Annotated in this window: 18 protein-coding genes; 5 read left to right on the top strand and 13 right to left on the bottom strand. The window is 63.7% G+C overall.

The annotated features are described in order from the left end of the window. Positions 1 to 40: 40 nt before the first annotated feature. On the bottom strand, positions 41 to 1270 hold the full coding sequence (locus BN1233_RS00540) for a PQQ-dependent sugar dehydrogenase (protein WP_187144235.1): 1230 nt from the start codon (positions 1268 to 1270) through the stop codon (positions 41 to 43). Positions 1271 to 1432: 162 nt separating this feature from the next. On the opposite strand from BN1233_RS00540, the gene BN1233_RS00535 reads away from it, so the two are divergent. Together BN1233_RS00535 and BN1233_RS00530 are read left to right on the top strand one after the other, a co-directional pair. Further along, a complete protein-coding gene (locus BN1233_RS00535) occupies positions 1433 to 2590 on the top strand; it encodes an epoxide hydrolase family protein (protein WP_197094589.1) in 1158 nt (385 codons plus the stop codon). A gap of 88 nt (positions 2591 to 2678) precedes the next feature. After that, positions 2679 to 3794, top strand: coding sequence for an NADH:flavin oxidoreductase/NADH oxidase (locus BN1233_RS00530; protein WP_046862307.1), 1116 nt, complete (start codon positions 2679 to 2681; stop codon positions 3792 to 3794). 116 nt (positions 3795 to 3910) lie between these two features. Here BN1233_RS00530 and BN1233_RS00525 read toward each other — a convergent pair whose 3' ends face one another. The 12 genes from BN1233_RS00525 to BN1233_RS00470 all read right to left on the bottom strand — a co-directional run bounded on the left by BN1233_RS00525 (position 3911) and on the right by BN1233_RS00470 (position 17680). Then, on the bottom strand, positions 3911 to 4753 hold the full coding sequence (locus BN1233_RS00525; RefSeq protein WP_046861579.1) for an endonuclease/exonuclease/phosphatase family protein: 843 nt from the start codon (positions 4751 to 4753) through the stop codon (positions 3911 to 3913). Between the two features lie 7 nt (positions 4754 to 4760). Then, positions 4761 to 5549 (bottom strand): carbohydrate ABC transporter permease, encoded by a 789-nt coding sequence (locus BN1233_RS00520; RefSeq protein ID WP_425311675.1) that lies wholly within the window; start codon positions 5547 to 5549, stop codon positions 4761 to 4763. Between the two features lie 76 nt (positions 5550 to 5625). Continuing rightward, on the bottom strand, positions 5626 to 6507 hold the full coding sequence (locus tag BN1233_RS00515; RefSeq protein WP_046861577.1) for a carbohydrate ABC transporter permease: 882 nt from the start codon (positions 6505 to 6507) through the stop codon (positions 5626 to 5628). Positions 6508 to 6687: 180 nt separating this feature from the next. After that, a complete protein-coding gene (locus BN1233_RS00510; RefSeq protein ID WP_046861576.1) occupies positions 6688 to 7977 on the bottom strand; it encodes an extracellular solute-binding protein in 1290 nt (429 codons plus the stop codon). Between the two features lie 105 nt (positions 7978 to 8082). Further along, the gene (locus BN1233_RS00505; RefSeq protein ID WP_046861575.1) at positions 8083 to 9120 is read right to left on the bottom strand and encodes an ABC transporter ATP-binding protein; all 1038 of its coding nucleotides are present in this window, start codon (positions 9118 to 9120) and stop codon (positions 8083 to 8085) included. A gap of 97 nt (positions 9121 to 9217) precedes the next feature. Beyond that, complete coding sequence (locus BN1233_RS00500) at positions 9218 to 9577, bottom strand: response regulator (protein WP_052763654.1); 360 nt, start codon at positions 9575 to 9577, stop codon at positions 9218 to 9220. A gap of 170 nt (positions 9578 to 9747) precedes the next feature. After that, positions 9748 to 10494: a Crp/Fnr family transcriptional regulator gene (locus tag BN1233_RS00495; RefSeq protein ID WP_046861573.1), complete on the bottom strand. Its 747-nt coding sequence runs from the start codon at positions 10492 to 10494 to the stop codon at positions 9748 to 9750. A gap of 65 nt (positions 10495 to 10559) precedes the next feature. Next, the gene (locus BN1233_RS00490) at positions 10560 to 11141 is read right to left on the bottom strand and encodes a hypothetical protein (protein ID WP_046861572.1); all 582 of its coding nucleotides are present in this window, start codon (positions 11139 to 11141) and stop codon (positions 10560 to 10562) included. A gap of 102 nt (positions 11142 to 11243) precedes the next feature. After that, the gene (locus BN1233_RS00485) at positions 11244 to 12443 is read right to left on the bottom strand and encodes a gluzincin family metallopeptidase (RefSeq protein ID WP_046861571.1); all 1200 of its coding nucleotides are present in this window, start codon (positions 12441 to 12443) and stop codon (positions 11244 to 11246) included. Positions 12444 to 12631: 188 nt separating this feature from the next. Further along, on the bottom strand, positions 12632 to 13396 hold the full coding sequence (locus tag BN1233_RS00480; protein ID WP_046861570.1) for a TfuA-like protein: 765 nt from the start codon (positions 13394 to 13396) through the stop codon (positions 12632 to 12634). An 8-nt stretch (positions 13397 to 13404) separates the two neighbouring features. After that, entirely contained in the window at positions 13405 to 14583 is a 1179-nt protein-coding gene (locus BN1233_RS00475; protein WP_187144234.1) for a YcaO-like family protein, read from the bottom strand. 43 nt (positions 14584 to 14626) lie between these two features. Continuing rightward, positions 14627 to 17680: an AAA family ATPase gene (locus tag BN1233_RS00470; protein ID WP_046862305.1), complete on the bottom strand. Its 3054-nt coding sequence runs from the start codon at positions 17678 to 17680 to the stop codon at positions 14627 to 14629. A gap of 1723 nt (positions 17681 to 19403) precedes the next feature. Here BN1233_RS00470 and BN1233_RS42520 point away from each other — a divergent pair. From BN1233_RS42520 to BN1233_RS00445, 3 genes are all read left to right on the top strand, one after another. Next, positions 19404 to 21182 carry a transposase gene (locus tag BN1233_RS42520; RefSeq protein WP_048708988.1) on the top strand — a complete coding sequence of 593 codons (1779 nt, stop codon included), beginning with the start codon at positions 19404 to 19406 and terminating at the stop codon, positions 21180 to 21182. Positions 21183 to 21765: 583 nt separating this feature from the next. Continuing rightward, positions 21766 to 22404, top strand: coding sequence for an alpha/beta fold hydrolase (locus BN1233_RS00455; RefSeq protein ID WP_048708991.1), 639 nt, complete (start codon positions 21766 to 21768; stop codon positions 22402 to 22404). A 432-nt stretch (positions 22405 to 22836) separates the two neighbouring features. Next, positions 22837 to 24345, top strand: coding sequence for a Mur ligase family protein (locus BN1233_RS00445; protein WP_046861567.1), 1509 nt, complete (start codon positions 22837 to 22839; stop codon positions 24343 to 24345). The last annotated feature ends 15 nt before the right edge of the window (positions 24346 to 24360 follow it).

Here is a 24360-nt window from a genome sequence, read left to right as displayed (position 1 = left end):
TGAGGGGTGTCAGTGCTGCGCTACACGAATGTACGCAGCCTCACCCGCCATAACTCACGCGATACACGGCACCATTGAAATCATCCGACACCAGCAGCGAGCCGTCCTTCATCATCTGCACGTCGACCGGGCGTCCGGCATAGGTGTTGTTCTCGAGAAATCCGGTGAGGAACGGTTCGATGGATTTGACAGTCCCGTCCTGATTGAGCTTCGCGACCACGACGTCGCCGCCGGCCTTGTCGGTGCGATTCCACGAACCGTGCCGCGCGATGAAGATCGCGTTCTTGTACTCCGCCGGGAACATGTCACCGGTGTAGAAGCGCATGCCGAGCGCTGCGGTGTGCGGGCCGAGCAGTGCGGCCGGCGGCTCGAACTCCTCGCATGATTTGCCCCAGCCGTGTTCCGGGTCGCGCAAGTTGCCCTGGTGGCAATACGGATAGCCGAAATGCTTCTTGCCCGACGCGGTGAGGCGGTTGAGCTCGTCCTCGGGAACGTCCTCCGACACCCAGTCGCGGCCGTTGTCGGTGAAGTAGAGCTCCTTCGTCGCCGGGTGCCAGTCGAAGCCGACCGTGTTGCGCACGCCGCGCGCGATCACCTCCATGCCGCTGCCGTCGGGATTCATGCGACGGATATGGGCGTGGGTCTCCGGGTCCGGATCGTTGATGTTGCCTGGCGCGCCGACCGGCACATAGAGCTTCCCGTCCGGGCCGATCGCAATGAACTTCCAGCCATGGGGCTCGTCCTTCGGGAACTGGTCGTTCACGAGCACCGGCTTCGGCGGGTTGTCGAGATTGTCCTCGATGTCGTCGAAACGCCAGACCTTCGAGAGCTCTGCGACGTAGAGGTCGCCGTCATGGAACGCGAGCCCGTTCGGGCGGTGCAGGCCGGAGGCGACGACCTTCACCTCGCGCTTGCCGTCCTTCTCGCGAATCGCATGCACCTTGTCGATGAGCCGCGCACCGACGAACACCGTGCCCTTGTCGCCGATGCGGATCGAGCGCGCATTCGGAACGCCGCTCGCGAAGACCTCGACCTTGAATCCCGTCGGCACCTTGAGCTTCGCGACGGGCAGCTTGTCGGCGGAGGTCGGGATCGGCGGCGGCGCCACGGGCGCGAGTTTCGCGGCACCCGGTGATTCGGGCCGGCCGTAGAGCGCCGAGCCGGGCGCGGGCTGCTGGGATGCCGGCTGCTGCGCCAGGGCAGACGTGCCGGCGAAAACCATCAGGCCAGCCAATGCGCAGAGGCCGCGTGATCCGCGTTCCAACACCATGATCGATTTCCTCCCGAGACTTGTGAGGCACCCAGGCTGCGAAAGTCTCGAGCCCGCTGTCAAGCTTCGTGCCTCGGCCCGACCATGATGGACTGCGACAAGCCGAAGAGAGATCATCGAAACGTCGCGGCACCGAGCAGCATGACATCATCAGGAGCAGCCATGAGCGGACAGCCCGAACCCTTCAGCCTGCAGGTACCCGACGCGTCCATCGACGATTTGCGCGAGCGCCTGTCGCGCACGCGCTTTCCCGAACAAGCCCCGGGCGAACCCTGGGCTTACGGCACCGACGTGACCTGGATGCGATGTCTCGTCGAATACTGGCGGGATCGATTCGACTGGCGCGACCAGGAGGCCCGGCTGAATGCATTCCCGCAATACAAGGTCCGCCTGCACGGCATCGACCTGCATTTCCTTCACGTGCCCGGAAAGGGCCCCGATCCGCATCCCCTGCTCCTGTCGCACGGCTGGCCGGGCTCGGTCTTCGAGTTCCTCGAGCTCATCCCGCGGCTCACGGACCCGGCGCGCTTCGGCGCGGATCCGGCCGATGCGTTCACGGTCGTTGCGCCGTCGCTGCCGGGTTACGGCATGTCGTTCACTCCGGGCCAGGAGCGGTTCGGGATCGAGGCGATCGCCGATGGCTTCGCTGCGCTGATGAGCGACGTGCTGGACTATGCGCGCTTCGGTGCGCAGGGCGGCGACTGGGGCTCCTTCATCACCGGACGACTCGGCTATGCCCATCCGGAGCGCCTGTCGGGCATCCATCTCAACATGATGCCGGTCCGGCGCGACCCGAAGACGGTATCGAACCCCACACCCGAGGAGAGCCGCTACCTCGACGAGCTTCGGGTCTGGCTCAAGGAGGAGACGGGCTATCAGTGGATTCAGGGCACGCGACCCCAGACGCTCGCCTTCGCGCTCACGGATTCGCCGGCCGGTCTCGCGGCCTGGATTATCGAGAAGTTCCGCGCCTGGTCGGATTGCGGCGGCGATGTCGAGTCGGTGTTCACGAAGGACGAGCTCCTCGCGAACATCGCGCTCTACTGGTTCACGGGCGCGATCGGCTCGTCCTTCTGGCCCTACTACGCCCGCATGCACGGGCCGTGGCCGATACCGGAAGGAGAGACCGTGTCGGTCCCGACCGGCTATTGCGCGTTTCCGCGCGAGATCCTGCGCCCGCCGCGTTCCGTCGCGGAGCGGACCTTCACGAACATCCGGCGCTGGAGCGTGATGACGCGCGGCGGGCATTTCGCAGCGATGGAGCAGCCGGACGAGCTCGCCCGGGAGATTCGCGCGTTCTTCAGGCCGTTGCGAGCCTGAAAGTGCTGCGGGGCGCTCCGCCCCGATGCGCATCGACGCCGTTTCTGATACCCGGCGCGTGCCCGCGAGACGAGAGGAATTCGCATCGATGAGTCGACTGTTCGAGCCGCTGCAGATCGGCAATCTCCGCCTGGACAACCGCATCGTGATCGCACCGATGTGCCAGTATTCGGCCGAGGACGGCACGGCCGGCGACTGGCACATGATCCATCTCGGCCATCTCGCCCTGTCGGGCGCCGGCCTCCTGATCCTTGAGGCGACGGCGGTCTCGCCCGAGGGGCGGATCTCGCCGCAGGATCTCGGCCTCTATTCCGACGCGAACGAGGAAGCGCTCGCCCGCATCCTCACGGCGATCGGCCAGCATTCGTCGATGCCCTTCGCCGTGCAGCTCGCGCATGCCGGCCGCAAGGGCTCCAGCCGCCCGCCCTGGGACGGCGGCGCGCAGATCCGTCCGGACGAGCCCACGGGCTGGAAGACCGTCGCGCCCTCGGCCATGCCGCACGCGGCCGACGAGGACGCTCCGCTCGCCCTCGATCGCGCCGGGCTCGACCGCGTGCGCGAGGATTTCGTCAAAGCGGCGAAGCGAGCCGCGCGCCTCGGCCTTGCGGGCATCGAGATCCACGGAGCGCATGGATACCTGCTTCATCAGTTCCTGTCGCCGATCGCCAACAAGCGCGACGACGAATACGGCGGCAGCCTCGAGAACCGCATGCGCTTTCCGATCGAAGTCTTCGATGCGGTGCGCGCGGCCTTTCCCACGGAAAAGCCGGTCTGGATGCGCATCTCGGCGACCGACTGGGTGCCCGGCGGCTGGGACATCGACGGCACGATCGCCCTCTCGAAGATCCTCAAGGAGCGCGGCTGCGCGGCGATCCACGTGACGACGGGCGGCGTGTCACCCCAGCAGGCCATCAAGCTCGGGCCGGGCTACCAAGTGCCCTATGCGCAGAGGGTGAAGGCCGAAGTTGGCTTGCCGACGATTGCCGTGGGGCTGATCACCGAGCCCGAACAGGCGGAAGCGATCATCGCCAACGAGGAGGCCGACGCAATCTCGATCGCCCGCGCGATGCTCTACGACCCGCGCTGGCCCTGGCACGCCGCGGCGAAACTCGGCGCGCAGGTGAAAGCGCCGAAGCAGTACTGGCGCTCGCAGCCGCGCGAACTCAAGGATCTGTTCGAGAACATGAATTACGGGCAGAGGTAGTGGTCACCTCTCCCTCGATGGGAGAGGTCGGCTGCGCAGCAGCCGAGTGAGGGTGGCGGCGCTACGCCTGCAAGCACAGCGCAACACTGCGCGCGATAGAAAATACGCGCTGCCGTTCACTCATCCCATTCCACCAGCACCGGCTGGTGATCCGACACCTGCGTGTCGACATCATAAAAAACCCTGCGCAACCGCGGCGCCAGATCCTCCGTCACGAACGCGAAATCGCAGCAATGCGGCGGGCCGTAGGTCTGGTCATAGACGCAGAAGGAATACGGGTGCGGCTCGTCCGGATGCAGCACCGGCCACGCATCCAGCAGCGCGGGCGTGTAGTCTTCCGCGAAAGGCTCCGATACCCTCTGCTTCACGGGATCCTCCGGCACCATGTTGAAATCCCCAACGAGGATGCCGGATTTCGTCGTCGGATAGATCCCATACGTCCCGGGGCCGTCTTCGCGCGGATAGTCCGCGCGTTCGCAGGCATTGCGGTGCGCCTCGCGGATGCCCCCCACCTGCGCGCGCCGCAGCTTGTCGGAGGAATATTCGAGATGCGTCGTCATCACGCGGATCGGGCCCGACGGCGTCATCACCGTTGCTTCGACGAGCATGCGCGGCATGTTGCGCGTATTGTCCGCGACCCAGGGCAGCGTGTAGCGCAGGATCTGCTCGACGGGATAGCGCGACAGGATCATGTTGCCGAACCGCTTGCGGCGGCCGGACTCGCCGGCGATGTCGAGCGCGACGCCCTCGATTGCCGTGTAATCCGGGAGCAGGCTCGCCAGCCCGGCGAACTGGTTCGCGCCGTCATTGCCCTCGAGCTCCGGGAAATTGTCGGAGACCTCCTGCACGCAGAGCACGTCGAAATCCGCCATGCTCTTCGCATGCGCGACGACGCGGGCGAGGTCGACGCGCCCATCCATCCCGCGGCCCCACTGGATGTTCCAGGTGATCAGTTTCATCGTGGGTTCACCGAATGCCGGCGCGCATGAAGCTCTGCACGAACTGGCGCTGGAAGAGGAGGAAGCCGATCAGCAGCGGCGCCGAGGTCATCAAGGTCGCGGCGCAGATCACCGCCCAGTCGATGCCCTGATCGGTGGAGGAGAAGATCTGCAGGCCGACCGTGAGCGGGCGCGATTCCACGGAATTCGTGATGATCAGCGGCCACAGGAAGTTGTTCCAGTGATAGCTCACCGAGACGAGCCCATAGGCGATGTAGATCGGGCGCGCGAGCGGCACGTAGACCTTCATGAGAACCTGCAGGGCGCTCGCGCCCTCGACGCGCGCCGCATCGTCGAGTTCCTTCGGCACCGTCTTGAAGGTCTGGCGCAGCAGGAAGATCCCGAAGGCCGAGGCGATGTAGGGCAGGGCGATCGCCGGAATCGTGTCGACGAGGCCGAGCAGGCTCATCGTGCGGTAGTTCTCGACGATGAGCACGTCCGGCATGATCATCAGCTGCGCGAGGATCAGCGCGAAGGCGAGATTGCGGCCCCAGAATTCGTAGCGCGCCAGCGCATAGGCCGCGAGCGTGCCGAGCACGAGCTGGCAGGCGAGGATCAGCGTGACGAGCACGAAGGTGTTGAGAAAGTAGCGCGGGAAGGGCGCCGCGTGCCAGGCGCGCACGAAGTTCTCGACGGTCAGTGGCGCGAGAAGCGAGAAGCGCGTCGTGAATTCCGGCGGATGGATCGCGGCCCAGACCGCATAGGCGAGCGGCAGGACCCACAGAACCGCGAGCAGGATCGCGCCGAGGCTCTCGATCGCGAGAGCGACGCCGCGCGGTTCATAGGGGCTGTTCGACGCAACGGTCACGGGCCCATCTCCTCGAGGTGCCGGATCATCGGTAATGCGTCCTGCGTTCGAGCCAGCCGTATTGCACGAGGGCGACGACCGCGAGCATCACGAGAAGAACGACCGTGAGCGCTGCCGCATAGGTCGTGTCCCAGAAGTTGAAGCCGACCTGGTAGATGTAGAACAACAGGAGCGAGGTCGCGTTATCGGGGCCGCCGCGGGTCATGACGATGATGTGGTCGACCATCCGAAACGCGTTGATCATCGCGTTGATGAGCACGAAGAGCGTCGTCGGCATCAGGAGCGGGAACTGCACGCGCCGGAAGTAGGTCCAGCGCGAGGCGCCCTCGAGGGCGGCGGCCTCGCCGAGGCTCGGCGGGATGCTCTGCAGGGCCGCGAGATAGAAGATCATGAAGAACCCGGCTTCTTTCCAGATCGCGACGACGATCACCGCCGCGAGCGCCGTCTCCTTCGAGCCTAGCCAGTTATGCGAGGTTCCACCGAAAGCCGCCGAGATCTGCTCGAGCAACCCATACTGCGGCGTAAAGAAGAACAGCCAGATGTTGGCCACCGCGATCATCGGCAGGATCGTCGGCGTGAAATAGGCCATGCGCACCCAGGTGCGCCCGACGATGCGATCATTGACCCACACGGCCATCAGCAGCGCGAGCGCGATCGAGACCGGGATGGTGCCGAGCGCAAACCACAGGTTGTTGACGAGCGATTGCCAGAAGACGGGATCGCTCAGGATCTGCTGGTAATTGTCGAGCCCGACGAAGCGCGACGGCCGCCGCGGCCGTGGCGTCGAGTAAAAGGAGTCGATGAAGCTCGCGACCGCCGGCCAATGCGTGAATGCGGCGAGCAGCGCCATCGCCGGCAGCAACAGCAGCCAGCCCTGCACGGTGGCGGAGAGACGGTTCTTCAGCATGCGATGCTCACAATGCAGCGCAGTGTATCCCCCTCACCCGCCGCCCTTTGGGCGTCGACCTCTCCCTCCGGGGGAGAGGCGGAGTGGCGGCGGCTCGCACATGACCTCTCCCTTGACGGGAGAGGTCGGCTGCAAAAGCAGCCGGGTGAGGGTGGCTGCATCAACGCCGGGGGTCAGCCCTCACCGATACGCCCTCAGGATGCGCTCCGCTTCCGCCTGCGCATCCTTCATGGCCTGCACGGGTGGCTTCGTGCCCGTGAGCGCCGCCTGCAGGTTGTCGTTGAGCGCCTTCGTGACGCGCTGGTTCTCATGCGTCGACAGCTCCGCCACCGCGTATTGGAGCTGGTCGCGCGCGACGGCGGCCGGCGGGAACTCGCTGACGTATTTCTGCATTGCGGGCGTCTGGTAGGCCGCGGGGCTCACCGCGACATAGCCAGTATCGATGCTCCACTGCGCGGCGCGTTCCGGCGTCGTCATGAACTTGATGAGCTTGAAGGCGGCCTGCTGCTGCTCGGGCGTCGCCTTCTTCGAGATGTAGAAGTTGCCGCCGCCCGTGGGGCTGCCGGGCTGCTTGCCCGCGGGGAGCATCGCGACGCCGAACGGGAATTTCGCGTTCGTGCGCACGTTGGTGAGATTGCCGGTTGTCGTCCACATCATCGCGACCTTGCGCTCGAAGAAATCCTTCGGCGTGGTGCCCCACTCGACGATGCCGGGCGGCTGAACCTTGTATTTGTTCGAGAGATCGACCCAGTACTGCAGCGCCTCGATGACTTCCGGCTTGTCGAAATAGGTCTGGTTGCCCTCCTGGTTCATCAGCACCGCGCCAGCCTGCGTGGCAAGCGCCTGAAAGAGCCAGTACGGGAAGCCGGAAGACGGGATCTGAATCCCCCATTGCGTGACGTTGCCGGAGGCGTCGCGCTTCGTGAGCTTCTCCGCGAAGGCGACCTGTTCCTGCCAGGTCTTCGGCGGCGTCTCGGGATCGAGCCCGGCCTCCTTGAAGGCCTCCTTGTTCCAGTAGAGCACGATCGTCGAGCGCTGGAACGGCACGCCCCAGGTCTGGCCGCCCGTCTGGCTGTTGAGCATGAAGCCCGGGAAGAATCCCTGCAGCCACTTCTTGTCGTCATCGGTCTTCACGAACTGGTCGATCGGGACGATCGCGTCCTCGTCGATCAGCGTGAACATGTCCGTCGAGAGCAGGACCGAGGTCACCGGCGGCGTGCCGCTCTTGTGCGCGGTCAGCGCCTTGACGATGGTCTCCTGATAGGTGCCGGCATAGATCGGCTGCACCTTCACATCGGGATTGGCCTTCTGGAAATCGGCCGCATAGCCGTCGATGATCTTCGTGATCGGGCCGCCGACGGCAACCGGATAGAAGAACGAGATCTCGGTACCGGCCTGCGCGCGCACCGGCCCCATGAGGCCGCTTCCCGCGAGCGCCGCGGTCCCGACCAGAAACTGTCGCCTGTCCATGCTCTCTCCCCTCTTGTCGTGCCGCCGATTCCGCGGCGGGCCTTGCGTTGCGCAATCGATGCGACGTCCGGATGACGGTTCGTCGGACGAACCGTCGGGTCTTTCTCACTCCACGCGATTCCCCGATGACAGCTCGAACCAATGGGTGCGGTTCGGATCCCAGACCATGTGGACGATGTCGCCGGGATTGGCGCTCACCTTGCCGGGCACCCGGATCACGAAGGTGTCGCCGTCGATCCTGGACTCGATCAAGGTATCGGCCCCCAGATATTCGAGCGCCACGACGGCGCCCGGAAATCCTTCGCTCGCCAGGCGAACATCCTCCGGCCGGATCCCGATCGCAAGATCCGCCGCTTTCCGTCCCGGCGGCGCCGAGGCCATCGCCTTGGGATAGGCGGCCGCGACGAGCGCGGCGGGCAGGACGTTCATGGGTGGCGTGCCGACGAAGCGCGCCGCGAAGATCGTGGCCGGGCGCTCGTAGAGTTCGGCCGGCGGCGCATCCTGCTCGACGACGCCGTTGCGCATGAGCACGACCTGATCGGCCATCGTCATGGCCTCGACCTGATCGTGCGTGACGTAGAGCATGGTGATGCCGAGGCGGCGCTGTAGCGCGCGGATCTCGCGGCGCATCTCGAGCCTCAGCTGCGCATCGAGATTCGAAAGCGGCTCGTCCATGAGGCAGACCGGCGTCTCGGCGACGATCGCGCGACCGAGGGCGACGCGCTGCTGCTGGCCACCCGAGAGTTGGGACGGCTTGCGGTCGAGAAGCTGCTGCAGGCCGAGGATCTCGGCCGCGCGCTTGAGGCGCGCCTCGCGCTCCTTACGGGCGACGTGCCGGACCTTGAGGCCGAACATGATGTTCTCGGCCACCGACAGGTGCGGGAACAGCGCGTAGCTCTGGAAGACCATCGAGACGCCGCGGGCGGAGGGCGGCAGGTGCGTGACGCGCCGGTCGGCAATGGTGATCGTGCCGGCATCGGCCGTTTCGAGTCCGGCGATGAGGCGCAGCGTCGTCGATTTTCCACAGCCGGAGGGCCCCAGAAGCGCCACCAGATGGCCAGCCTGCGCCTTGAAACTCACCTGGTCGACAGCGGCCGTCCGTCCCCAGTGCTTGCTGACGCCTGTCAACTCAACCGCCGCCACCCTCAACTCCTCGGCCGCTCTGCCGTCTGGTAGCGTAGGTTCATGGGCCGGTGCAATCCACCTGAGGGCGGAAGCGCCGACGGCGCAAGCCGAGGCCTCAAGCAGCCGCCCGCGTGAGCTGATGGAGCGTCCGCGTGAGGGTCTCGCGGCTGACCGGCTTCTCGAGCCACGGCACGCCGTGCAGCTCGGGCGGCACCTCTCCCCCGGGCGGCAGGCCGGAATAGACGGCGAACGGGACCCCGCGCCGCTTCAGCTCGCCTGCGACCGCCACGCAGGATCCGTCGCCGAGCATGACGTCGAGTAGGGCGAGCGCCGGCGTCTCCCGCGTGAGCCAGTCGAGTGCCTGCGCGGCGGCCGTGAAGGGCCCCGCGATGTCGAAGCCCTCGTCCTCCAGATAGGCCTCGAGAGACATGCCGATGAGTGCCTGGTCCTCCAGGATCAGACAACGGCGTCGCATTTCCATTTCAGTCCTACGCCCCACACAAGCGCCGGCCCGAGAGCCGGCGGGTCACGCCCGGTCATCGGACTTCTAGGCCCGCCTGCGGAGCGGCGCCTTTACCCATGTTTAGTTTACCTCGCGCCGACGCCGCATCCAAGGGGCGGCCCCTCCAGGCCGGCGGGCGAGCCTCAAGGCAGCCTCTCGGGCTTGATATGAAGATAGGCCGGATCGAACTCGCCGGCTTCCGTCAGGGCTTCCCAATCGGGAATGCTGAGGACGCCGCCCCGCAGGACGATCAGGTTTTCGGCCCGCAGCTCCTGCAGCACGCGGTTGACGTGCACGGTCGACAGCCCGAGCGCATCGCCGAGCTCGGCCTGCGTGATCGGAAGCTCATAGGTCTCGCCGCTGGTGAGGCCCAACGCCCTGAAGCGCACCAGCAGCTCGCAGAGGAGATGGGCGATCCGACCTCGCGCCGAGCGGCGGCCGAGGCCGATCATCCACTCCCGGAACGTGGCGGCATCGATCAGGGTGTCGCGCCAGAGCGCGGCGGCGATGCCGGGATAGTTCCGCGCGGCCGCATGAACACTGTCGTGAGGGATCAGGGCGATCGTGCTCGGCACGAGGGTGCCGAGGCTATGATCCATGACCTGCAGGTGGAGACTCTGGAGGTCGGGAATCTCACCGGGAAGGTAGAAGCCCATGATCTGCCGCTTGCCATCCGGCACGACCTTGTAGCGGCAGATAAAGCCCGACAGCACGAGGGTGCAGGTGGACGGCCGATCACCCTCTCGAACGATGTCCTGGTCCGCGCCGAAGCTCCTGACCCCCAGGGGGAGCCCCCGGAGCACCTCCTTCTCCTCGTCGGAGAGATCGGTGATGCACTCGAGCTTTCGAATCAGCAGGTCGTGACCCGGCTGGGTTCTGGCTTCGTTCACGAGCGCGGCCCTCTTCGAGCGCGGCCCTCTTCCGCCCCGGAGCCTACGCCCGTTTCGGGTTACTGTCAGGCCCCACTTCCCCCGCCGTTCAGACGCCCACCGCGATGGGCGAGGCGCATGTTGCCCTCATAGGTGTTCGGCGCCCGGCGGCCGGGCAGGTTTGCCTCGAGGACGAGCTGCTGCGCGGCTCCGGCGCTGGTGTTGAGCTCGAGCAGGTTCGTGCCGGAGCGAATGCGCCACATCTTGTAGGGCGGGTTGAAGCCCTCGAAGCCGCATCCTTGCGCATCCTTGTCCTCCTGGCTCGCGCCCATGCGCTCGAAAAGGAAGACCCGCGGCCGGTCGAACCGGTAGCAGCCGCCCTCGAAGGCATAGCCATAGATCGCCGCGATCACGGCTTTCGTGTTGTCGAGCGGCTTGTCGCCCCGAAACAGGGTCAACCGCAGGGACAGGACACCCTGCAGAGCGTTGCCGGGAGGAACTGCGAAGGGTTCAGAGTCCGCAAGGTTGATGAAGCCGGAATATTCAGCCGCCGTGTCCTTCTTGTATCCATTCTTGTCTCCATTCAGGAGCACGCCATAGAGGATGATCTCGTCCGGTACGAAGTTGAATTCGGACGCAGGCGCCGGAACGTTATCGGATGTCGTCATGTCTACCCCCTTGCCACTGATGTCGAACGGTTGATGGGACCAGCTGCCGGCGCTTCCTCTGCAAACGGCAAGCCGGGCCTGTCGTCTGGCGCCGCGATCATGTCAGATCAATTCCCGCCAGGCGAAGTTCTCATGGATACGATCCGCGAAGTGTCGCGCCCGCGATGATTGCACGGCGATCAGGAACGCTTCGGCCCCCTCGCGCAACGTGAAGCCGACCGGGTCGATCAGAGCCCACGATGACATCAGCACCTCTCCGATCATGTCGCGCGCGTCGACCAGGGCGGATTTCGCCGCGAAGTGGCGCCACTCGTATTCCTCCGCCGTGATCGCCACTTCACGTTCGAGTTCCTCGTGAGACACGTCGTGGCGCAGCTCGCTAAAGAGGCGGGTGTCGAGATGCGCGACGCCGCGCTCGACGAGGAGGAGATGGTAGATCTCCACGAGCGAGTCGAACACCGCGCCCGTGAAGGGCTTCGACCGGTCATGCAGCTGAAAGCCGACATCCGACATCCTGAGCGAATGGCTCGCCGTCCGCACGGATTTCTCGTCGCTCAGCTCCGCGAGATAATCGAGCTCGTTCTCGATCAGGAGATTGCCGCGCGAACGCCGGAGGATGCGGTCGGCCGCCGTGTCGAAATGCAGGAGGGCGATGAGCGCGAGGCAATCCGAAACGGTTTCGTGATAGGCGAGGAAATCCGGTCCGGGCTCTCCGACATCCGGGAGCCCGAGCATGCCGAAGAGCACGAGATGGCCGGTTTCGTGCGCGATGGCGTCGAAATTGAGCGCGAAGGGAAACGGCTCGCCCATGCTGTCGTCCTCGCCCATCTCGAGGAAGCCGAAGCCGCTCTGCGCATTGTTCCAGTGAAGGTGCGGAACGATCTCGAGGCGGTCATAGACGGGTGCGAAGAACCACGGGATCTCCCGCCCGAGATAGCTCTCGCAGATGTCGAGCACGCGCCGCACGCAGGCGAAAACATGGGCGGATGCGAATTCGCGGGTGCCGGCTTCGAGATGGTCGAAATGCCCGTCCGGGCCCGGCAGCACGGGCGGCCGGAGATCTCCCGTGAAGGGAGGAAGATACGGATAATCGTAGGGCGCCTTCTGGACCATCGGGTCCACGACATAGAGGCGATGGTCCGAAGGGCCCGGCCCGACCGTTCCGAGCGGCGACGAGATCCAGACGACTTCCGGACGTTCATATCCCGGTATGAATGGCGGCTGCGGGAACACGCGGAATCGCGTTCCGAGACGCCCTGCGTCATCCCTGTCGTGCGCGGACCAGAAGACAACATCGTCCATGGGGAGGATCCGGATAGCGATGGCGCCGCACTATTGCACGGGTTTATGTATTCGTCACCGGATTCACCTCTCCACTTGTGGAAGAGGTTGCCTCGGAGGGGCGGGTGAGGAGCAACCATTACGCTTCGAGGTGTACATTCCTGTGTGAACGACCTCACTTTCTCTCGAAAGGGCGATTGCATGCGCCGTCAGGCATCATCCGATGGATCCGGCAGGGCAATCGCGGCATCGTCGAGATCGATGGCCCATGCTTCGGTCATGCGAAACGCGAAGGGTGCAGTCTGTTTTGATGGCGGATTTGCTGCCAGAAATTGCAGGAGCGCCTTCGCATCCGCCTTCTTTTGATCGATCGCATGTTCGGCAACGAAGCGCTCCGTAGCCTCGATCCAGTCTTGCCACTCCGCCGTGAAGCGCGCGCGCGCCCGGGCAAACAGTCGCTCGTACGTGCGATCCACGAAGTGGAGCGAGCGCGCGAGATCCTCCAGGGCCACACGAACGTCCCGCGGAATGACCGCCCGTCGCTCCGCGCGCTTCAGCGTGAGGCGGATGTTGATCAGCGCTTCGCTCAAGGCGCGGGCCCCGAGTTCAGCGGGCATCGTCGCAACCGCCACCTCGTCGTCATCCGCGAAGGGCGTGGCCCGATACCAGCGATGGATGAAACCGTGTCCGCGCATCCCGAACGGCGCGAGTTCGGCTGCGCGAAGGGCGCCGATGCTGGCGGCGCCGTGCACGGGAATGCCGCGGGCGAGCGCCCACAGGATCTCCTTGTGACGGACCGCAGGGACCTTCGCGAAAGCGCCGTCGATCAGCGCGATCGCACCGGGATCGTAAGCCGTAACTGCCGCGACGACCGAGCCCTGCTCCGCGGGCGGGAGATAGATGGCGTCGAGCAGCATCGTCGCCTCTTCATGGCCGAGCGTCGGGCCGAGGAACACCACGATCGGTTTCGGCATCGTGCTTCCTATGCGGCCGGACGCAAGGGCGGAGCGACGACGCGCACGATGCAGATTCCCGTTTCGGCATCCTCATGGAGCGGAACAACGAGCGCAGCACGGGCACCGGCGCATTTCAGCGCTTCGACGAGATCCTCGCATGAGAGATCGCGCGGGCTCGCGTCCAGCTCGAAGCGGAGTGCGCGGTCCGGATTGCGCAGATGCTGCCGCCACGACGCGAGGTGGCCGCGGTCATAGGAGGCCGGATAGGCGCGCCGCGTGATGTCTTCGCGGGCGCCCGAGATTGCCGAGAGCCGCGCCTGGCAGGCTTCGAGAAGGGCGCGGGCGAGGGCGCCGTCATGCGTGCCGTCGCAGCCGAAGCCGGCGGCGGGGAGCGGAGCGAGTTCGCTGCCGTCGCCCGGCTCCATCACGTGGCACCAATAGGCGGGCAGGCCGTGGCGGGCGGGCACGCGCCAGATCCCGGTGAGCATGCCGGCCTGGCGGATTCGGTCGAGCACCGCGCCGGCCGCCCCGGCCCGGACGGTGTCCGGGTCGACCTGTTGTCGGTTGAAGAAATGCGGCATGCCATGAGCCGCCGCCACGGCGTCGCGCTCGAGGATTTCGAGCGCCGCATGAATGATCGCCTGCTCCATCGTGGCGCCGGCCCCGAGCCCAGTCGTCGTACGCGGGAAGATCTCCGGATGCGGCGAGGGCAGGGTGTAGACGGTGTCGACGAGCGAAAGCGGCACCGGCAGGACGCGCGCCGTGAAAAGATCCCAGCCCTTGATCCAGGCCATGGGGCGCATGGCCCAATCCTGCGCCGCCCCATCGGCGAGGCTGCCTCCGTAAAGGCGTTCGATCTCGGGGCCGTGCGCCTTGGCGCTGAAGGTCCGGATCCGCTCCCGCGGTAGGTTTTCGCCGGCCCAGACCTCGAGCTCTTCCATAAGCGCAGATGCAGCCGCCTGCACCGGCGTCAGCCCCTTGCCCTGGCTGACCGCATTGGACAGGGAGAGGGGTCGCACAACCTGCACGACCGGGATGCCGATCCGATCGAGCCGGGTGATGCAACCGACGCGCGTGATGCCGAACTCCGCCCGCCGCCTCAGTAGGGACTCGACGAGCACCCGGCTCCGCTCCTCCGATCGTGGCAGGCTGCCGCTTCGGGACGACATGCGCAGGCGCTCCGGAACGGCATCCGGTGCGGGCACATGTCCGCTGCTCATCGGGCTGCGATGCCGATCTTGCCGATCTTCATGCCGTCGGCTCGATCTCGCCCGCGAGGCGCGCGAGATCGGCGCGCGCGCGCGCGACGAGCATCGTGGCGCCGTTGCGCTCGGCCGTCCTGATCGCGCAGGCCAGATCCTCGCGCCACGCCGCCTCGTCCTCTCCCGCAGCGTGCCGGAGAAGCGCGCGCCGGCGATAAAGCTCCGGAACCCAGAACACGTGCCCCATTCGCTCCGCGCGCTCGATCTTCTCGCCGATGAGCGCGATTCCGGCGGCGTTCTGCCCGGACATCCCGAGGAGCTCGGCCTGCATCTCGATATAGACCGGGAAATCTTCCGGAGTGTCGATCTCGCGCTGCTGCGCGAGCCCGGCCTCGAGTTCCTGCAGGCCCTCCTCCAGAGAACCGAGATGCGCGCGTGCCCATCCCCGGAAGATCCTGCTCTTGGCCTTGACGCTCGGCAACCCGTGCTGGTCGGCGATCTCGCCGAGCCGGTCGGCAAAGACGAGGGCTCCCGCGGGATCTCCCTCGTAGCGCCTCAGCACCGTCGCGAAGTCGAGGGCGTGGCAGAGGCTGCCGCGATGATCGATCTTTTCGGCCCAGGCGAGCGCGGCGTCCACGCTCTCGCGCGCCGTCTTCGCGTCGCCGAGGAACCAGGACGAGAGGCCCCGCTGCGCCAGCCCGCAGACCTTGGCGTCATGACCGCCATAGCGCGCGCGGCTGGTGCCGGCCTGCTTCGGATCATAGAGTGCAAGGCCCCGCTCGACCCGGCACAGGCAATCCACGTGCTGCCCCGTATTGAAGTCCGTTGCCCAGGCGCAGTGCAGCGCCTGCAGCCGAATCTCCGGATCGGGTGCGTGCCCCGCAAAGGCCAGGACGGCCTCGGCCCGCTCGCGGTAGACTCCGTAATCCGGCGTCGTGAACCACCAGCCCCAATAGAGCGGAAACCACTTTTCCGGATCCGGGTGAGGCATCCGTCCGCAGATCTCGACGCCCTGCTCGTAGATGGACCGCGCCTGCTCGGACCCGGAGCCGAACAGGGCCGTGGCGACGGGACCGCGCGTCATCAGGAGCTCGAGCCTGAGCTCCTGGACCTGTTCATCCGGTGCGAGTCCGGCCAAGCGACTCTCGGCGGAGGACAGCAGCGCCTCGGCCTCGATCATGGCGGAGCGGATCGCGCAGCTCGAGGCCGCCCGGATCGCGTGGCGCGCCGAGTCGAGTAGGTGTCCGGCCTGTTCGCAGTGCCAGGCCATGATGTCGTCGGGAGGCGCCGCGACTTCTCCCGTCGTGACGAGATCGACGATGCGCCGGTGCATCTCGCGGCGGTCTGCCTTGAGCAGCGAATCGTAGGCCGCTTCCTGCAGGAGGACATGCCGGAAGCGGAAGGTCGAGCCGTCGCCGAGTTCCCGGCGCCGGATCGTGCCGGATTCCACGAGCCTTTCGAGAGCCACATCGAGCGACGTGGGCAGGGTCTCCCCGGCGAGCATCCGGGCCAGGAGATCGGTGGAGAACTCGCGCCCGATGACGCTCGCGACCTGCGCGACACGCCGTACCGGCCCCAGTCCCGAGAGCCTCGCGGCGAGGAGATCCTGGAGCGTGACGATGCCGCTCTCCCGGAGCGCGCGTTCCCAGTCCTGCAGCTGTGAGCTGGATCCGGAGAAGCGCTCTTTCAGCAGGGTCGCGAGCTCTTCGGCGAAGAGGGGGACGCCGTCGCTCTTGTCGTGGATGAACGACGCGATGCCCCGAGGCGGCTGGTTCTGCCAGATCGACGCGAGCAGCCGGGGCGTCGCACCGGCATCGAGTCGCGACAAGGCGATCGCGAGCACGTTGGGTTCGCCGGACAGATCGTGCGGGGCCTCGTCGCGGGTCGTGACGATCGCGAGAACCGGCAAGTTCGCGATGCCCTCCGCGAGTTCGGAAACGACCGCCTCCGTGAAGCTGTCGGCCCAGTGTAGATCCTCGATGAGGATCAGCTGTGGCCGGATCCGGGACCAGGCTGCGATGACCTCGAGGGCCGCGCCGATCGCGCGCCGCCGGATCTCGTCCTGGGAAAGCTCCTCCTCCGGCACGATACGCGAAAGGTTGGCTGCCCCTCCCGAGAGGAAGCCGAGCATGTCCGCGGTCCGTCCGGCGATCGGCGAACCTGCGGTCGCGAAGTGGGTGCGAATCGCAGCCGGATCGATCGGCCGCGAGGGGCCGCTCGGATCGTCGCCGAGTTCCTGCCGGAGAGTGTCGAGGAAAGGGTGAAGCGGGCGCGTATTGCCGCGCGCGAGGCACTGGAAGAGGCGCGGCTCGCTGTCCGGCCCCGTGAGCTCCTGGCGCAACTCGGCAACGAGGCGGGATTTCCCGATCCCCGGCTCGCCGGTCAGGAAGATGACCTGCCCTTGTCCCGTCCGGGCGCGAGCCCAGCGGCGGCGGCACAGCTCGAGCTCGTCGGCCCGGCCGATCAGGGGCGTGAGCATGCGCTCCGCCGACGAGAAGCGGTCGGTCTGCGGACGCCGGGCAAGCAGGCTCCAAAGGCGCATCTCACCGAAGCCCTTCAGCGGCCGCAGCGGCATGGACTTGTACTCGAAGCGGGAGCGCGTCAGCCGATAAGTGACCTCCGACACCGCAACTCCATTGGGCTCCGCCTCCCCCTGGATGCGGGCCGCGAGAGCAGGCGTGATCCCGACGACCTCGTCCTGCGCCGGCAGGCTCGTGTCGCTCATGTCGGCAATCACGACGGTCCCGGTCGCGATCCCGACGCGGATCTGGATGGCCGTCCGTGGATCTCCGGCTTCAGCGCTCTGCCTGCAGCCCTCGACGAGCTCGAGGGCGGCGGCAACCGCGCATTCCGCAGCGTCCTCCGAGGCGATCGGATAGCCGAAATAGGCCGAGCCGCCATCCCCGTGGATCCGCTCCAGGTGGCCGCCGTAGTTGCGGATCACGGCGGCGGCTTGGTTGTGGAGCCGGCGCTGCATGCGCGCAAAGTCTTCGGCATCGAGATTCTGGAGCAGGTCCGTCGAGCCGACGATGTCGTAAAACAGGGCCGTGACCTGCCGGCGCTCACCGGAAATTGCCGTTTCGTAGGAATGCTGAGGCAAGGATACAGGTCCGCCGGCGATCAAACTGGAGGTTCAGGGTTTCGCGGAATTCCGAAAATTCCGGCTGGAAACTAGTCCAAATCGTGTTGCAATGCGACAGGGGTCTTCGCCCCAGCCGCCGATTCGCTCGCGCGACCCGCGCGAGCGGCCGGTTCCGGCCGTTGCCCGACTCCCCGTGCTCACGGCCGGACGCTTGGCTGCCGCCCCCGGTTTCTTCCGGGATGGCAAATCAAGCCGTGGGCGAGCAAGCGAGGCCAATCGGATTCAGTGGCTTGCCCCAGGGTCGGTCACCCATCGGTCATTCCCCGAACCAATCCAGTCAGCCCCTCTTGGACGGAGCACGGCGGCAGGCTCGATTCGCCGAGGCCGGACGAGACGTTAAGCGATCAGTTCCTGTTCACGGAGGCCCTAACGGACCGGATTTCCGCTTCATGGATTAACTGCAGCCGACACCAGCACGATACTCGGCACGGCTGCCGCTGATGAACTGACATCCACCAGAAGGAGTATTGGCCGTGCCGTGTTGCGACGCCGCGTGCACGCCGGTCACGCGCTCAGCCTGGAATCCTTGGATCCAGTATCACGGTGCATGGCTCATCGCTGCGCACTATAAGTCAAAGGTAGTATAAAATTACTCTATATGATGGAGACCCGGCATCCAGGCTCACGCAAAAGCACATGTTGGAACACCCTTTGCCGAGCGGACCCATTGAAAGTACAGAAGGAACTGCCTCGCTTCTGGTCAGTTAGGAGGACACGCGTGCTTCTGAAAAACCCGTCATTGTGAGTTAGATGTGATCTCGCCTCGGAGAACTGCCGATGTCGTGTCCGTTCCATCCACGCTTTGAGACCACGTCCGCGCGTCCGGCCTGCCCCGCCTGAAGAATTTGCTTTCCATCGCGTAGAAGCAGCCTGGGACAGCAATCGCGATACCGAAGCAAACCTGTCCAGTCGCTCGGTGTCGATCTCGATAGAGGCGGACCTCACATGATCAAGATGAACGGCCATCCAAAAGCCCGATCTAGCCGCGCGCAAGCTGCAGCCGAGCCAGTGAATGCTCCTTCGCATGCAGCTCGGATTATCTCCGGGCATCCAGTCGGTTCAGCGTGCCCTCGAATGATCAGGACGGTCGGTAGCGAGCGACTCGTACGCGCTGCTCATTCCCGTCCCGTTGCACCGCCTCACCTCACCGCGCATCGTCGAGAGCAACACATCAATTTTGCAAGGTCATTTAGCCGCTTGCTGCGCGATGATCGAGCGCGCCCTCCGCCGTGCCCGAAGTTTGCGGCGTCGTCGTTTGCAGATCTTGCATCCATTCGCCACACGATCGTACGCCTCGATCCATTCAGTGCCGGTGATCTGCGCTGCTTCCCGAATCCGAGTTGGCGGAATCACTGTCGGCAAGCTCAAATACTTCAAGCGCGTCACGCTTCGTTGCTGGAAGGCAAGCGACGACTTTGCGCCCGTCGTGGCCCCTGCACTGAAGCTCGGTGCGGCAGAACTAGCAATTTAACCAAGCCAAGTGGCCAATGTCAATAAAGCAAAGGAGGCAACTGAGGAACCGTGGACGGCGAAATACAGTGCCAGTTGCTTTTGCCGTGCTGCCTTCAATTTTGCCGTACCGCCTTTAAAATGACAAAACCGGACGTGACGTTCACGCCGATACGAAGCCAAAACGCAATAAACTCTAAGTAGCGGGGGTGATGGCCTTGGAGGTGAGCAGATGGCCGTAGAGGAATTAGACCCGAGGCGTGTGGCGCGCGCGAAGCGCGCGTATACGACTCGGCGCGTAGGCCCAGAATCGATGCTGAGCCTAATTTCCGGACCCGCCATATCTCCTGCATCCGGCGATTTGGTACTGGCTCGCATTGACGAGATCGGTAAGCAGCGACGCATCGAACTGACCGATGGGCGACGCGCTCACCTCTTTCCCGGGGACGAGATCATTGTGTGCTTCGGGAATCGATACGCGCCGGATCAGTTCGAGGGAGTGATTGGGGAGGATTTGAGTAGTTGTGACTTGGTCGCTGCCGGCGGGGTCGCGTCGTGCGAAATCACGCGGAACGAGCGGATGATCCCGTCCACCCGAATTACGCCGCTCGGATTGATCGGTGATGCCGACGGCAATCGTTTAAATCTCAGGGACTTCGCTGTTGCTGTATCTGGTTCGAGTGCCCCGATAAAGGTTGTGCTTTCTCTCGGTACCTCAATGAACGCCGGGAAAACTTTCACGTCGACGTCACTCGTGAGGGGCTTGAAGGGCGCAGGCCACCGGGTTGCGGCGATCAAAGCCACTGGAACTGGTTCCGGAAACGACCTCTGGATCGTGCGAGATGCAGGGGCCGATGTGGTTCTCGACTTCACGGATGGTGGGCTCGCCAGCACTTATCTGATACCTTTGGATGATATCGTTGCTGCCACCAAGCGATTGATCCACAGCGCTGCGCAGCAGGGATGCGAAGTCGCCGTGGTAGAAATTGCCGATGGCCTCCAACATCTCGAGACCATCGAGGTTATTCAGGCGGAGGGCCTCTGGACCGATTCCGTCGGAGTTGTATTCGCAGCTTACGATTCGATGGGCGCGAAGTGCGGGGTCGATACATTGAGGGCCGCTGGGCACAAGGTCCTGGCCGTGAGTGGCCGATTGACCCAGTCTCCCCTCATGATGCGCGAGACTGAAAGATCAACGGGGTTACCCGTCTACACCCCATGGGAATTGCAGGATGGGGCACTCACGCCTGCGATTATGGGGCGGGTCCGTGCGTTCGATGAATTCTGTGAGAACCGGTACCGTGTAGAAATATCGAATGCTTCAGAAGCCCTACCTCTCGGTGCAGGAAGTACACAGGTCCATGCCAACGGAGCATGGCCTTCGTCAACAGATACAACACAGGGCATCGAGAATGGCATCAATGAGCATCTGAAAGAGCTTCTGAAAGTCATCGCTGAGAGAGCCATGGCGGCAGAAGTTGCTGTAATTTGTGGAGCGGGGCCAAGGGAACGATGCCCGAGCCGCGTTAACAGCAGAAACGGATATAGAGCACAGACCTGGAAGACGTGTGCGGGCCGGCTCGAGCTCAAGGTGCCAAGAGTTAGGAAAGGCGGCTATCACCCTGCATTTCTGCGCCGCAACGATCCGCCGGCCGAAGAACTAGAAACACTCCTGATTCAAGCAGTAGCACCTGACGCCACGCCACGCGCTCTCGAGAGGCTACTCGAGCAGATGGGGATGACTCAAATCCCCCCTACCTGCACCAGCGCATGGAGCTTCGATGTGAAGCGAAGAGCAATGCTCCTGGGGTTGAACCTACCACGCATCGGTCCTGCTGTCGCTGCAAACAGTGCATCGGCGGATCGACCGAACGGCCGGCGCCCCATTAGGGAAGAATATGGCACGGCAGGAGGTTACGGCGATGATTTTGCCGAGACGGATCTGTTCGTAAGCGTGGAGACAAAGCCAATGAGGGCTCTCCCAATCAACTCAACCCTGAGTAAAACGTAGTTGGCAGTCAGAAAGCGAGTCTAGCTTTGTTGTCCAGCGAATTTACGGCCAATCCGTTTGCGTGAACTGGGGGCGATTCGAATGGCATTTCCTCGTTTGGGCCATGCCGAAAGCTAGGTGCATATGAATGGGTCGATTGGATTGGCGCTCATTGAAAGTAGCGTACCGGCATCAAGAGAATTGCAGTGCCAATCCCACCAAACAAAAGAGGCGTAAGTAAAGAGCGGCGCGTCTTTGTACTCGCTCAAACTTGTGAGCAGATGGAAGGGCGAACGAAGGGAACACCCGGATGATCGCGCGAAGCAGGGCCATTAGAGCGGCATACTCGGTTCGTAGAGGTGTCGCCGCGATTTGCACAATTTTGCTGTTCGGACTTGCTTCGAGCTTTGGAGCACCGGACGGACTCGCCCGCGATGTCGACTCGGGACAGGTCACTGCCTATCTGCGTGGTGTCCCGGTCACTGTCTACACCTATCGCCCAAAGGGGTGCTCAGACCCTGCATTGTTGTTCATTTTTCACGGCATCGGCCGAAAGGCGTCTTCGTACCAGAAGTCCGCACGCAGCCTGGCAGACGAGAGATGTATGATCGTCTTCGCCCCTCTTCTCGACAAGGAGAACTTTCCAGTCTGGCGGTACCAGCTGGGCGGAATCATTCGGGATGGAAAGGTGATCCCGCGGGAGGAATGGGCCGTCTGGGTAGTCGCCGATCTTGTCACTTGGGCCAGACTGGAAGAGCGACGGCTCAACGCACCATATTATCTGTTTGGCCACTCGGCCGGCGGTCAATTTCTATCGCGTGTCGCGGCCTTCAGCCTTCCAAAAGATGCCACGCGGATCGTCATTGCCAACCCATCCACCTATGTACTCCCGTCGACCGACGAACGAGCTCCGTACGGGCTGGGAGGAGTCTTTAGCCCAGCGGAAGCCGAGAGCCAGCTGAGAGCCTATCTGCAACTTCCGATAACGATCTATCTGGGTGAGGACGATACTGGCGACGAGAACTTGTCTCAAAGTACCGCAGCGAAACGGCAGGGAAGCAATCGCCTCGAACGTGGTGAACGCGCGTTCGAGATGGCGAGTTCAATTGCAAAGGCGAAGGGATGGGACTTCCGCTGGCGCATGGTGAAGGCTCCAGACATCGGACACTCCGCGGGAGGGATGCTTCGTGCCGACGAGGCGCTTGCAGCATTCAATGCGAGCGAGCCGGAGCCGGCGCATTAGCGGGCCGAATTCGACACTGCGTGCCTCTGCACCTGCCGGCATCGATGGTCTCGTGTGGGTAGGCTGCTCAATTAGAGGACTATAGGTGCTCTTGAGCTCGGCGAGGTAGCGACTGATGACGGCCTGCAGATCCAGAATCGAGCTGAAGTCACCGGATCTCAGGCGGTATTTCGTCAGTTCTGCCAAGAATCCCTCCACCCTGCTGAGCCACGAGCATGAGGCGAACGTGTATTCGAAGAATGCGTCTGCGGCGGTTACGCCACTGAGTTTCCGGTGCATTCCCGTGTTTGCGCTTCCGGCAAACACCCGTACAAAGAGCCACTCCATGACCGGAGATGGACTCGATCGTCGACGCCTGCCGGCTGAAGGATGCGGCCCGCAGCACTTCACGCTCGAGGATAGTGCCGCTCAGTCAGGAGCAGAGGTGCTAGGATGAATAAGCCCATTCTCTGGAGTGCGGAGGAAGTCCGAGACATTACCGGAGGGCGTTGGGTTGCTGCCAAGCCCGCAGTCGGAGCATACCGTCGCCTCACATTCCCGCTTCAGTATGTTCAACCGGACACCATCGTCCTGCATGTTCACGGACGGGGATGGCCGAAGAAAACCATTGAGGGTTCCGGTCAGAAGGACATGAGTGTCGACGATCTTATTCGTCGCTCTCGGGAGAACCCCAACGTGATGATCGTCACCCCTCAGGAGACCGCTATCGCAGCCGACGTTCCAGTGCTTGTCGTCGAGTCGACCTATGATGCTCTTTTTGCTTTAGCCGAATACCAGCGTGCCCGGTTCAAGGGACGGATCGTAGGCATCACCGGGACCGCCGGTAAAAGCTCTACGCGTGACTTTCTTTCAGCTATTCTGAGCGCCAAAGGAGCAACTTTCGCGTCGTTCGGAAACTGGAATACGGTCGAGGGCATTGCGCTCAGCCTCGCCAATCTCCCGCCGGAGAACGACTTCGCAGTTATCGAGATCAGCGGCGGAGCAATCGCCGGCATGCATGGGCGCACTGCATTGGAAATGGTTCGGCATCACGACGCGATCATCACTTCGATAGGCGTAAACCTTACCTCACGTACACCGACCGCGAAGGATGTAGCGGAGGTGAAATCGAAGCTGTTTTCATCCCTGCCTTCCGATGGCTGCGCATATTTTGCCGCCGATGTTCAGGAGATCGAGACGTTACACTCCGCTGCAGGCAACCACAGACGGTGTGTAATCGGGGACTCTTCCACAGCGACGCTCGCGATGGAACCTTTATGGGAAGAGCCCGGTGTGACGCATCTGCGCGTCTCTTTGCCGGATTACACCGCCGAGGTGCAAACGCACATCGTGGGCCCTGGTCCTCTTAGCAATCTAGCACTTGCATCCCAATGTGCGCTGGATCTCGGCGTAACACCGGAGTTGCTGATCAACACGATCCCGGAGCTGTCGCTGGCGCGGCGCAAGATGGAATTGCATGACTACACCATCCGCGACAAGAAGATATATCTCCTGAATGATTGTCATAACGCCACACTTGTCTCGTTTTCGAGTGTCCTAAATTATATACGTAGAATCTCCAAACATTACACAAGCTCAATATTCGTGATAGGGAAAATCGTTCATATAGAAGGACTGGAGCATGATGTATATAAGATGCTCGCGCAAGACATAAAAAATTGTGAACCAACAGTCATTATTCTGTTTGCAGATGGTTTAGACCTGCTCGAGCACTATCTCAACTTGCTTCAAGCTAATGTGCGCAGGGCGGCCGAGATTGATCAGGTGCTCGGGCTAGTCGAGTCGAACATGACGGATGGCAGTCTGATTTTTCTCAAAGGATCAGCCAGAGGTACGCAAATGCGGAACTTGGCAAAACTCCTTCAGAAGCGGCTGGAACGCCGAAGCATCACAGCCAATCGGCCACCAACACTGCGGTTGCACCCGCCGAGTTCGCCCTAACTCTCGCCTGCTCTG

Source organism: Microvirga massiliensis (genome assembly GCF_001006805.1).
Lineage (GTDB): Bacteria > Pseudomonadota > Alphaproteobacteria > Rhizobiales > Beijerinckiaceae > Microvirga > Microvirga massiliensis.
The sequence above is the reverse complement of the archived record's forward strand: the minus strand, read 5'-3'. Positions and strand labels throughout refer to the sequence as shown.

Coding starts and splice junctions, on each gene's coding strand:
- BN1233_RS42520 (WP_048708988.1), top strand. CDS start 19,404: ATGGCCGTAGAGGAATTAGACCCGAGGCGTGTGGCGCGCGCGAAGCGC.
- BN1233_RS00500 (WP_052763654.1), bottom strand. CDS start 9,577: ATGCGACGCCGTTGTCTGATCCTGGAGGACCAGGCACTCATCGGCATG.
- BN1233_RS00535 (WP_197094589.1), top strand. CDS start 1,433: ATGAGCGGACAGCCCGAACCCTTCAGCCTGCAGGTACCCGACGCGTCC.
- BN1233_RS00485 (WP_046861571.1), bottom strand. CDS start 12,443: ATGGACGATGTTGTCTTCTGGTCCGCGCACGACAGGGATGACGCAGGG.
- BN1233_RS00490 (WP_046861572.1), bottom strand. CDS start 11,141: ATGACGACATCCGATAACGTTCCGGCGCCTGCGTCCGAATTCAACTTC.
- BN1233_RS00445 (WP_046861567.1), top strand. CDS start 22,837: ATGAATAAGCCCATTCTCTGGAGTGCGGAGGAAGTCCGAGACATTACC.
- BN1233_RS00525 (WP_046861579.1), bottom strand. CDS start 4,753: ATGAAACTGATCACCTGGAACATCCAGTGGGGCCGCGGGATGGATGGG.
- BN1233_RS00510 (WP_046861576.1), bottom strand. CDS start 7,977: ATGGACAGGCGACAGTTTCTGGTCGGGACCGCGGCGCTCGCGGGAAGC.
- BN1233_RS00530 (WP_046862307.1), top strand. CDS start 2,679: ATGAGTCGACTGTTCGAGCCGCTGCAGATCGGCAATCTCCGCCTGGAC.
- BN1233_RS00480 (WP_046861570.1), bottom strand. CDS start 13,396: ATGCCGAAACCGATCGTGGTGTTCCTCGGCCCGACGCTCGGCCATGAA.
- BN1233_RS00455 (WP_048708991.1), top strand. CDS start 21,766: ATGATCGTCTTCGCCCCTCTTCTCGACAAGGAGAACTTTCCAGTCTGG.
- BN1233_RS00540 (WP_187144235.1), bottom strand. CDS start 1,270: ATGGTGTTGGAACGCGGATCACGCGGCCTCTGCGCATTGGCTGGCCTG.
- BN1233_RS00515 (WP_046861577.1), bottom strand. CDS start 6,507: ATGCTGAAGAACCGTCTCTCCGCCACCGTGCAGGGCTGGCTGCTGTTG.